This window comes from Ectopseudomonas oleovorans (assembly GCF_003052605.1).
Taxonomy (GTDB): domain Bacteria; phylum Pseudomonadota; class Gammaproteobacteria; order Pseudomonadales; family Pseudomonadaceae; genus Aquipseudomonas; species Aquipseudomonas oleovorans_A.
The window spans coordinates 1-10,623 of record NZ_QASO01000092.1 but is presented as its reverse complement, the minus strand read 5'-3'; the positions used below and the strand labels follow the sequence as shown (position 1 = coordinate 10,623).

General features: G+C 61.0%; 10 protein-coding genes and 1 pseudogene. 3 read left to right on the top strand and 8 right to left on the bottom strand.

Going from position 1 to position 10,623, the window contains the following annotated elements:
- Positions 1–218: 218 nt before the first annotated feature.
- The 3 genes from DBO86_RS15180 to DBO86_RS15170 form a co-directional block, all read right to left on the bottom strand.
- Entirely contained in the window at positions 219–1,466 is a 1,248-nt protein-coding gene (locus DBO86_RS15180) for an MFS transporter (RefSeq protein ID WP_104729896.1), read from the bottom strand.
- A 69-nt stretch (positions 1,467–1,535) separates the two neighbouring features.
- The gene (locus DBO86_RS15175) at positions 1,536–1,982 is read right to left on the bottom strand and encodes a PaaI family thioesterase (protein WP_003460573.1); all 447 of its coding nucleotides are present in this window, start codon (positions 1,980–1,982) and stop codon (positions 1,536–1,538) included.
- Positions 1,979–2,458 carry a PaaI family thioesterase gene (locus DBO86_RS15170; protein ID WP_104729897.1) on the bottom strand — a complete coding sequence of 160 codons (480 nt, stop codon included), beginning with the start codon at positions 2,456–2,458 and terminating at the stop codon, positions 1,979–1,981. Before DBO86_RS15170 ends, DBO86_RS15175 begins: the two co-directional genes overlap by 4 nt.
- A 173-nt stretch (positions 2,459–2,631) precedes the next feature.
- On the opposite strand from DBO86_RS15170, the gene DBO86_RS15165 reads away from it, so the two are divergent.
- Positions 2,632–2,928 carry a hypothetical protein gene (locus DBO86_RS15165; RefSeq protein WP_003460576.1) on the top strand — a complete coding sequence of 99 codons (297 nt, stop codon included), beginning with the start codon at positions 2,632–2,634 and terminating at the stop codon, positions 2,926–2,928.
- Positions 2,929–2,970: 42 nt separating this feature from the next.
- Here the strand turns inward: DBO86_RS15165 and DBO86_RS15160 are convergent.
- From DBO86_RS15160 to DBO86_RS15140, 5 genes and pseudogenes are all read right to left on the bottom strand, one after another.
- Positions 2,971–3,358: pseudogene (locus tag DBO86_RS15160) on the bottom strand (MAPEG family protein).
- The gene (locus DBO86_RS15155) at positions 3,355–4,089 is read right to left on the bottom strand and encodes a DUF599 domain-containing protein (RefSeq protein ID WP_108234104.1); all 735 of its coding nucleotides are present in this window, start codon (positions 4,087–4,089) and stop codon (positions 3,355–3,357) included. The pseudogene DBO86_RS15160 and the gene DBO86_RS15155 overlap by 4 nt, the downstream one beginning before the upstream one ends.
- A 104-nt stretch (positions 4,090–4,193) precedes the next feature.
- Complete coding sequence (gene brnQ / locus DBO86_RS15150) at positions 4,194–5,510, bottom strand: branched-chain amino acid transport system II carrier protein (protein WP_104729899.1); 1,317 nt, start codon at positions 5,508–5,510, stop codon at positions 4,194–4,196.
- A 361-nt stretch (positions 5,511–5,871) separates the two neighbouring features.
- Positions 5,872–7,257: a cysteine--tRNA ligase gene (gene cysS / locus DBO86_RS15145; protein WP_074857290.1), complete on the bottom strand. Its 1,386-nt coding sequence runs from the start codon at positions 7,255–7,257 to the stop codon at positions 5,872–5,874.
- Entirely contained in the window at positions 7,257–8,921 is a 1,665-nt protein-coding gene (locus DBO86_RS15140) for a glutamine--tRNA ligase/YqeY domain fusion protein (protein WP_108234103.1), read from the bottom strand. The genes cysS and DBO86_RS15140 overlap by 1 nt, the downstream gene beginning before the upstream one ends.
- A gap of 160 nt (positions 8,922–9,081) precedes the next feature.
- On the opposite strand from DBO86_RS15140, the gene DBO86_RS15135 reads away from it, so the two are divergent.
- Positions 9,082–9,579 (top strand): peptidylprolyl isomerase, encoded by a 498-nt coding sequence (locus tag DBO86_RS15135; RefSeq protein WP_084340402.1) that lies wholly within the window; start codon positions 9,082–9,084, stop codon positions 9,577–9,579.
- A 4-nt stretch (positions 9,580–9,583) separates the two neighbouring features.
- Positions 9,584–10,312, top strand: a complete 729-nt coding sequence (gene lpxH / locus DBO86_RS15130) for a UDP-2,3-diacylglucosamine diphosphatase (RefSeq protein WP_003460592.1) — start codon at positions 9,584–9,586, stop codon at positions 10,310–10,312.
- Positions 10,313–10,623 lie beyond the last annotated feature (311 nt).

The window sequence follows — 10,623 nt, the reverse complement described above, 5'->3', positions numbered from 1 at the left end:
AACAGGCTCAAAATGCTCATTTACAACTCGTAAACTCCGCTTTTTCGCCTGTTTTTGCCTTGCGCTGGCTGCCTCGCCTACGTTTTTAGAAGTCCCCATGCGGCGATGACCTACAGATGGGGCCTGCTGGATGAACTTCAAGGGCTTGGAGCAGGCGCATCATCGTCTCGGGCAGGTAAAAACCATCCGCAAGCCGAATATGGCGGGTTGCACCCGCCCTACGGCTCCAGCAGTTCCAGGCGACCGATTTCTTCCGGTTTGAAACTGAAGCTGGCCTGGCCACCGCCACTGCCCATTTGCTGAGAGAGGCGAATGCTGCCGTCGGCGTCGAGCCCGGCAAAACGTCCCTCCACCGTGCCGCCACTGGCGCGGCTCAGGCGCATGCTGAGGTTGCGGTACTGTTCCGGGTTGCGCTGCAAATGCGCCAGACTGAAACGCTGACGACGGTCGACCGGACGACTCAGGCGCTCCTCGACGGCAGTCGCTTCAATTTGTTGTGCCGGTTGCTTGGCCGCAACGGAGGGCAATGCCGGGAAGCGATCGCCCTCCACCATCCAGCCTTGCTCAGAGCGCTTGTGCAAACGAATTGGCAAGCGCTCGTTACGCCCGTCGATCTGCGCGTCAACCTGCAATTCCAGGGTATCGCCCTCGAAGGTGAACACCGGCAGTTTCAACTCGCGCACGTCGCGCGTAGCGAAACGTCGTTGCAGATAGTCCTGCAGGAGATGGGCGATGGTGTCATTGGAGTCGTACCGGGTATCGACCTTGCCATCCACATAGCGCAGGCGATCACGGTACAGCTCGACCCGACCACTCAGGCTGGTCTTGAAGCGTGGCGGCATGACCAGATGGAAATCACCGACCAGCCGATTCGGTTCCTGCGGTTGCAGGTCCAGATGCAGGGTGTAGCCACGACTCAGGCGACGCGCCTCGGGCAGATCCTGCTCCGGCAACAGCCAGCTCAGCTCGACCTCTGGCAGGTTACCGCTGTCCTGGGGCAGCACGTCGATACGTACAGAACCCTCGACTGGCTGCGGCAGGCGGATACTCAGTTCGCGCAGGGCGAAGAAATCCAGGCCTTCGCGCAGCACCAACACGCCATCGATCAGCTCACCCTGCTGCGGGTGAAATGGCTGGCCGTTGAGCTCACCGTCCAGCTCGATGGCAAGCTCGGCCGGCGCCTGCACTTCGGGCTTTAGCCAGTCCAGACGGACGATCGCCGCCAGACGTTCGGCATCCTTGCTCGCCAGCAAGGTCAAGCCCACCACCAGCGGGATGACGCCAAGCCCGATGAGCGTGACCGCGCTACGCGCTCGTCGCCAGTGGCGCACGATGTAGATCAGGGTGATCGGTGGGATCAGACTGCCCCAGCCCCACAACAGGCTGGTGGCGAACGCCCGCATGACCAGCCATACCAGACCGGCCAGCATCATTACCAGGCCACCAATTATCAGCAACGCATCCATCTACAGGGTCCTTGTTATGATTTCGCTGCGCTGCCGATCCGCTCCAATTGCCGGGCAAGTCTCAACGACTCAGGGCTCATCGACCTTGAAGTGGGTACGGGCGGTGGCAATCGGTTCGGTCTGCCTGGTCTGCCAGGCGGTGATCGCCACGTTGGCCACCCGACGCCCCTGCCGCCAGACCTGGCACTGCGCATAGGTGTCACGATAATGGCCGGCGCGCAGGTAATCTATCGAGAAGTCGATGATTTTGGGCAAATGTGGAATGCCCATGAACATCAATAGATGGAGCATGGCTGCATGCTCCATAAATCCGGCGATTACGCCGCCATGCAGCGCCGGTAATACCGGGTTACCGATGCAGTCGTGGTTGGCTGGCAGACGAAAGACCATGTCGTCGCCCAGACGCAGGCATTCGATGCCCAGTAGCTTGGCGTAGGGGATCAGATTGATCAGCGGGTCATAATCATTCTGCTGGTGCGCACGCGCTACCAGTTGCTCCAGACTCAGCTCGCTCATGCGCCACCGCCTTGCTGGATATTGCGTTTCAGCTCAGCGCCGCCCTGCATGGCCTTGCCCATGCGCATGAAGGCTCCGACCACGTGGGCAATTGGCTGCTCGGGATCGTCCTGATAGGCATAGCCGCGAGTGAAGATAATGTTGGGCGTGACCCGATAACACTCGGCGAAACCAAAGACGTCCTTGCCGGGCAAGGCCGGGTGCATGTAATCGATGCGCAAATCCAGGGTCGGGCATATTTCGAACTCCGGCAGCACGCAGACCGTGGAGATACCGCAGGTGGTGTCCATCAGCGTGGTAATGGCGCCACCGTGGATCACACCGGTGTCCGGGTTGCCGACAATATGCGGTGCGTAAGGCAAGCGCAGCGTCAGTCCTTTGCTATCGGCCGACTCAACACTCATGCCCAGCACCTGACAATGACGTAGCACGGCCAGAAACCGCTGCGCCCGCTCCTCGATCGACTGCTCACTCATCACACTGCTGCTCTGCCGCAAAAAAGGCTGCGCATGATAGCGCCTTGCTCCCGGACTGACACCCGTCCGGGCCAGCCTTCAAGGCCAAGGGAACTTATTGGCAGCGCCGACATTCAAAGTGACTGTGTGCTCTGGGGTAAGCCCAGCCACTTATAACTCTCACACATGGAGTGATGACCGTGAACAAACCTCTGACTTATGCCCTGCTGCTTGCCACTGCCCTGGGTCTCGCCGCCTGCGAGAAAACCCCGGAAGACAAGATGGAGTCGGCCAAGGAGTCAGTCTCCGAAGCGATGGAGAACCTGGGCGATGCCGCCAAAGACACCGGCGATGCCATCGAACAGAAGACCAACGAAGCCTTGGGTAATGAACCTACCACTGGCGAGAAAATTGAGGATGCGGCCAGCGATGCGGCCGATGCCATCGAGGATGCCGGCGACGAAGCCAAAGACGCTGTGGACGGCCAGTAACCTCCGCTGAGAATCAGGAAGGCCCGCAATGCGGGCCTTCTTTCATTTCAGCGCAGGGCTGATCATCAGCAGCAGGCTACAGGCCAGGCCCACCACCCATACCAGACTGCGCTGCCAGTGCAGATCCCACCAATAGAACAGCAGATACAGCACCCGACTGACGACGAAGGTGACGGCGAGAATGTCGATCAGAAAGCCGTATGTCTGCGTGGTGTGCGACACCTGCCGCGAACAGTGGGAAGGCCTCGATACTATTCAAATGCGCCGCCAGGGCACGCGCGCCGAAACCCGTCAGACGCGCCTGCTGGGCACGCGGGTGATGGTTGTCATAACGACCACCGCCCTCCTCGGCCATGGCCCTGGCCACCGGGGCCTTGGCGATGAAGATCAACAAGGCGCTGATGAAGACACACCAGAACGGCAGGCTCACTCACTCTTCTCCTTGGCCACCTCGACGGCCGGCGTTGGGGTATACACCATCACTTCCAGCACATCCGAATGGAACTCGCGGCGATACAGCACCACGACCACGCCGGCAGTCACCAGCATGAAGAACCAGGGATTGATGAACCACGCCAGGGTTGCCATACCGAAATAGTAGGCGCGCAAACCGAAGTTGAACTGGTTGGCTGCCATCGAGATCACCCGAGCTGTGCGCTCGGCGAAAGCCTTGCGCTCCTGCTCGGCGACATGCCGTTCACCCACCATCGGCGCCGACCCCACCAGCACCGCGGCGAAGTTGTACTGGCGCATGCACCAGCTGAAGGTGAAGAAGGCATAGACGAAGATGATGCACAGGCACAGCAACTTGATCTCGGACAGGCCACGACTGGCCTGTTGCACGAAAGGAATGTCGGCCAGCAACGACAGGGCGCGGTCGGAGGCACCCAGCACGGTGAGGATGCCGGCCAGGATAATCAGCGTGCTGGAGGCGAAGAACGAGGCGTTGCGCTCGAGGTTACCGATCACGTTGGCGTCGGCAATGCGATTGTCACGCAGCAGCATGCGGCGCATCCAGTCTTCACGGTACAGGTGCAGGACGCTGGCCAGACAGGGTGTGGTTCGCGCCTTCGAGAAGGCATAGCGGGTGTAGCCGCCCCAGCACAGAACGAACCACAGTGCGGCCAGAAAATGAGGCAGGTACGGATAGCTGTTGAGCATGCCAACTCCTTGTAAGACTGCTGCAGATTATAGCCAGGCTGTCTGTTTTCTTGTTCGACAAAAAGGCCGCCTCGTGGGCAGCCTTGTTTTGTTTCGAGGGTCTATTACGCAGTGGTAGCGCTCTGACGCAGGCCCAGAAGGCGGTCGAGCGCCACCACCAGAACCAGCGTCACCGCCACCGGCAGCAGCCAGCCCAGGCTCTGACCGGCCAGAGGCAGTTGCCCGAACCAGGCGGGGACCTTGTCGGCCCATGGGGTCGCGGCAACACCGTCGGCAACACCGAAGACCAGCGTAACGGCCATCACCGGCACGAAAACCAGCGTCTGGGAAACCCACAGGCGATCGGCCAGGCTCAATGCAACCAGCACGATAGCCAGCGGATACAGCCCCACCAGAACCGGAATCGAGAAACTGATCAGTTGGGTCAGGCCCTGATTGGCCACCACCAGGCTGAACAGGCCGAAAACGATTACTACCGTACGATAGGAAACCGGCAGCAGCTTGCTGAAGAACTCGCCACAGGCAGTCAACAGGCCAACAGCGGTGGTCAGACAGGCCAGGGTGATGACCACCGCCAGCAGCAGGCTACCAGGGGTGCCGAAGGTATGTTGCACGTAGGCGGTCAACACCTGCACGCCATTTTGAGCATCACCGGCGATGCCCTGGCTGGTAGCACCGAGATAGAACAGCGCCAGATACACCAGCGACAGACCGATGGCCGCGATAACGCCGGCAATTATCGAATAACGGGTCACCAGGCCTGCATCACTGACACCACGGTCGCGAATGGCGCTGGCGATCACGATGCCAAACACCAGCGCGCCCAGGGTATCCATGGTCAGGTAGCCCTGCAGGAAGCCCTGCACCAGCGGCGCTTCGCGGTAGCTCTCGGCTACCACGCCAATCTCGCCTGCCGGCGCGAACAGCGCAGCACCGCCCAGCACCAGCAGCGCTGCCAGCAGTACCGGCGTGATGAATTTACCGATACGGTCGACCAGTTGGCCGGGATTGAGCGAGAGGAACAGCACGGCTGCGAAATACACCAGGGTATAGATAAGCAGCGGCGCCCCTTCGTTACCGGTGAATGGCGCAATGCCCATCTCGAAGGACACCACGGCGGTACGCGGCGTGGCGAACAGCGGACCGATGGCCAGATAAACCGCTACCGCGAGGATTGCACCCGCCACCTTACCCAGGGGAGCGGTGAGTCGATCCATACCGCCGCCCACTCGGGCCAGGGCCACCACAGTCAAAAGCGGCAAGCCGACGCCGGTCAGCAGGAAACCGAGTGCTGCGGGAAACAGATTTCCCCCGGCGGCAAGACCAGCACTGGGCGGGAAGATGATATTGCCTGCGCCGAGAAACAACGCAAAGGTCATGAAACCGAGGGCCAGGAGGTCCGAGCCTTTCAAACGAGTCATAAAGGGAAATACCACAAGCAGGAAATCGAAGAGTTGCGGGGGTTTCCTTGAGGGATCGGGGGAAACGTCGCCCGAGCGTTTGGCTCGAACCACTGCAGGCATCGCCAGGCACTTGTGGCGCCACGGACACGATAAGGCGCACATACTAACGAAAAGTGTCCGCCAGCAGCACAGTTGGCGGACGAGCTGTCGAACTGGCGTAACTGACTGTCGCATCGGCAAAAGTTATGGGAAATCTGACCACCACACTTTCGCCCCTTACCTGGATCGCTCCTTATGGGACTCGACAACTCGCTCACAGCGCAAGAGACCGAATAACGACAAAGGCCGCGAAAGCGGCCTTTGTCGTTGAGCGCGAGGCTTACTCGGCCAGGCGCCAGGTGGTACCGCCCTTGCCGTCTTCCAGTACCACGCCCATGGCGGTGAGCTGATCGCGGATGCGGTCGCTTTCCGCCCAGTTCTTCTCCGCACGCGCTTGCAGGCGTGCAGCGATCAGTGCGTCGACCTCTGCTGCATCGACCTTGCCGGCAGCGCCGGCCTGGAGGAAGGCCTCTGGCTCCAGTTGCAGCACGCCAAGCACGCTGGCCAGTTGCTTGAGCTGGGCAGCCAAGCCGGCAGCAGCCTGCACGTCGGACTCACGCAGGCGGTTGACCTCACGGATCATCTCGAACAACACGGCGCAGGCTTCCGGCGAGTTGAAATCGTCGTCCATCGCCGCGCCGAAGCGCTCGACGAACGCCTCTCCACCGGCAGGCGCGGCTTCCGGCAAGCCTTTGAGGCCGTTGTAGAAACGCTCCAGGGCGCCCTTGGCTTCCTTGAGGCTCTCTTCCGAGTAGTTGATCGGGCTGCGGTAGTGACTGGACACCAGCAGGTAGCGCACCACCTCCGGGTGGTACTTCTCCAGCACCTCGCGAATGGTGAAGAAGTTGCCCAGGCTCTTGGACATCTTCTCGCCATCCACGCGCACGGCGCCGGCGTGCATCCAGGCATTGGCGTACTGCTTGCCGGTGGCCGCCTCGCTCTGCGCGATCTCGTTCTCGTGGTGGGGGAACACCAGATCCGGGCCGCCGCCGTGAATGTCGAAGGTCTCGCCCAGGCAGCAGGTGGACATCACCGAGCACTCGATATGCCAGCCCGGGCGCCCTGCGCCCCAAGGCGACTGCCAGCTCGGTTCGCCCGGTTTGACGCCCTTCCACAGGACGAAGTCCAGCGGGTCTTCTTTGGCCTCGTCGACCTCGATGCGCGCACCGATCTTCAGGTCTTCGATCTTCTTGCGCGACAGCTTGCCATAGCCAACGAACTTGCCGACGCGGTAATACACGTCGCCATTGCCCGGCGCGTAGGCATAGCCCTTGTCGATCAGGGTCTGGATCATCTGGTGCATGCCGGCGATATGGCCGGTGGCACGCGGCTCGATGTCAGGGCGCAGCACGGAAAGGCGCGCCTCGTCCTCGTGCATCGCCGCGATCATGCGCTCGACCAACGCCTCGAACGGCTCGCCGTTCTCGTTGGCCCGGCGGATGATCTTGTCGTCGATGTCGGTGATGTTACGCACATAGGTCACGTCATAGCCGCGCTGGCGCAGCCAGCGGGTGACGACGTCGAAGGCAACCATCACCCGGGCGTGACCGATATGGCAGAAGTCATAGACGGTCATGCCGCACACGTACATGCGCACGCTATTACCTTCCAGCGGCTTGAACGGTTCCTTGGCCTTGCTCAGCGTGTTGTAGATCGACAGTGCCATTACTGACCCCACGAATCGCGCAGCGTGACGGTACGGTTGAACACCAGCGCGCCAGCGGTCGAATCCTTGTCCAGGCAGAAGTAGCCTTCACGCTCGAACTGGAAGCGGTCGTCAGCGCTGGCCTGGGCCAGGGACGGCTCTGCACGGCAGCCGGTGAGCACCACCAGCGACTCGGGATTGATGTTGTCGAGGAAGCTGCCGCCCTCTTCGCTCTTCTCCGGATTGGCCGAGCGGAACAGGCGGTCGTACAGACGTACTTCGCATTCGACGCTCTCGGCCGCTGGCACCCAGTGGATCACGCCCTTGACCTTGCGACCTTCCGGGTTCTTGCCCAGGGTGTTCTCGTCATAGCTGCAACGCAGTTCGACGATATTGCCGGCGGCGTCCTTGATGGCTTCGTCGGCGCGGATCACGTAGCTGCCACGCAGGCGCACTTCGCCGCCAGGGATCAGGCGCTTGAAGCCGTCCGGCGGAGTTTCCTCGAAATCGCTGGCGTCGATGTAAATCTCGCGGGAGAACGGCAGCACGCGTACACCCATGTCCTGCTTGGGATGACGCGGCAGTTCGAGGTTCTCGACCTTCCCTTCCGGGTAGTTGGTGATCACCACTTTCAACGGCTTGAGCACGCACATGGCGCGCGCGGCGTTGGCATCCAGGTCGTCACGGATGGCGAACTCGAGCATGCCGATATCCACCAGACCACCAGCGCGGTTGACGCCGATCATGTCGCAGAAGGCGCGGATCGAGGCTGGCGTGTAGCCACGACGACGGTAGCCGGACAGGGTCGACATGCGCGGGTCATCCCAACCCTTGACGTGGCCTTCATCGACCAACTGCTTGAGCTTGCGCTTGCTGGTAATGGTGTAGTTCAGGTTCAGGCGGGCGAATTCGTACTGACGCGGATGCGCCGGCACCGGCAGGTTGGCCAGGAACCATTCGTACAGCGGGCGGTGATCTTCGAACTCCAGGGTGCAGATGGAGTGGGTGATGCCCTCGATGGCGTCCGACTGACCGTGGGTAAAGTCGTAGCTCGGGTAAATGCACCACTTGTCACCGGTCTGATGGTGATGGGCATGGCGAATGCGATAGAGGATCGGGTCGCGCAGGTTGATGTTCGGCGAGGCCATATCAATCTTGGCGCGCAGCGAACGGGCACCATCGGGGAACTCACCGGCCTTCATGCGGGCGAACAGGTCGAGGTTTTCCTCGACAGAGCGGTCACGGAACGGGCTGTTCTTGCCCGGCTCGTTCAGACTGCCGCGGTATTCACGCATCTCTTCGGCATTGAGGTCGCAGACGAAGGCCTTGCCGGCCTTGATCAGCTCGATGGCCCAGGCGTGCAGTTGGTCGAAATAATTGGAGGCGTAGCGCTCCTCGCCCGCCCACTTGAAGCCCAGCCACTTGACATCGGCCTTGATCGCGTCGATGTATTCCTGGTCTTCCTTGGCCGGGTTGGTGTCGTCGAAACGCAGGTTGCACTGGCCGCCGAACTCTTCGGCCAGGCCGAAGTTCAGGCAGATGCTCTTGGCATGGCCGATGTGCAGGTAGCCGTTGGGCTCCGGCGGAAAGCGGGTCACGATCTTGGCGTGCTTGCCGCTGTCCAGATCAGCCTGGACGATGGGGCGCAGGAAGTTGGCAGCTTTTTCGACGGTAGGCTTGCTCATGGTGTCCTTAACAATACTGGCGCGGCACAGGGTAGGCCGCTTCGGGCAAAGTCCGTATCATAACCAACCTGTCAAGCCCCTGACAGGGTGCACACCACCCTGACAACCGCTGTTTACCTCAGGGCCACAGACTCGAACCTGCCTCATCACGGATACGACCATGATCAAACTGCACACCAACTTCGGCGTCATCACCCTGAACCTGTTCGCCGACAAGGCCCCGGAAACCGTGGCCAACTTCGAGCAATACGTGAAGGAAGGCCATTACGACGGCACCATTTTCCACCGCGTGATCGGCAATTTCATGATCCAGGGCGGCGGTTTCGAGCCGGGCATGAAGCAGAAGCCGACCCGCGCACCGATCAAGAACGAAGCCAACAACGGCGTCGCCAACAAGGTCGGCACCATCGCCATGGCCCGCACCATGGAGCCGCATTCGGCCAGCGCGCAGTTCTTCATCAACGTCGCCGACAACGCCTTCCTCAACCACAGCGCGCCGACCGTTCAGGGCTGGGGCTACGCCGTATTCGGTGAAGTGGTCGAAGGCATGGACGTGGTCGAGAAGATCAAGGGCGTCGCCACCACCATGAAATCCGGCCACCAGGACGTACCGGTGGACGACGTGATCATCGAGAAGGCTGAAGTCGTAGCCGAGTAAGTCGATGATCCTGCTGATCTCCGATCTGCACCTCGAAGAGAAACGCCCGGACATCACCCGGGCGTTTCTGCATTTTCTCGCCACTCGCGCACGCCAGGCCGAGGCGCTGTACATCCTCGGCGACTTCTTCGAAGTCTGGATCGGCGACGACGGCATGACGCCCTTTCAGCACGAGATCGCCCGCGCCCTGCGCGAGCTGAGTAATGCAGGCACGCGCATCAACCTGATGCACGGTAATCGCGACTTTCTTATCGGCAAGGCGTTCTGCCGCGAGGCGGGCTGCACTTTGCTGAGCGACCCGCACAAAGTGCAGATGGGCGGCGAACCGGTGCTGCTGATGCACGGCGACAGCCTGTGTACCCTCGATGTCGGCTACATGAAGTTGCGCCGCTGGCTGCGCAATCCGCTGTCGCTGCTGATCCTGCGCAACCTGCCACTGAGCACGCGACAGAAGCTGGCGCGCAAGCTACGCAACGAAAGCCGCGCACAGACGCGGATGAAAGCCAGCGAGATTGTCGACGTCACGCCGCAGGAAGTGATCAAGGTGATGGCCGCACATGGCGTACGCACGCTGATCCATGGCCATACCCACAGGCCGGCGGTGCATAATCTGGAAGTCAACGGCCAACCGGCACGGCGCATCGTGCTGGGGGACTGGGATCACCAGGGCTGGGCATTGCAGGTCGACGAAACGGGCTTCAACCAGGCGCCGTTCGAACTGACGCCAGCCTGAGCGCAGCCCCATATACGGATGAAATCCGGGGCGATCTTTCGGTAAATCCCCGGATTTCATCCGTATATGGACTCCTCCCGTTTTGCCAGTGAAATAATCTGCCTCTGAACCTAGGTACGACTGCTTCCGTATATTCGACTTCTGATAAGGCGTTAGCCTTGAGCCATGATGAATTTCGCTCCTGTGCGCCTAACCGGGCTAGCGGCCTTGCAAAGCAGAGGGCCGATGGATGCAGCAGGTTACACACAGGTCGGTGCGACCGGTTCGTCATCAGTTCATGTCACTGTGCAATCGAGTGGATCTCTACTACG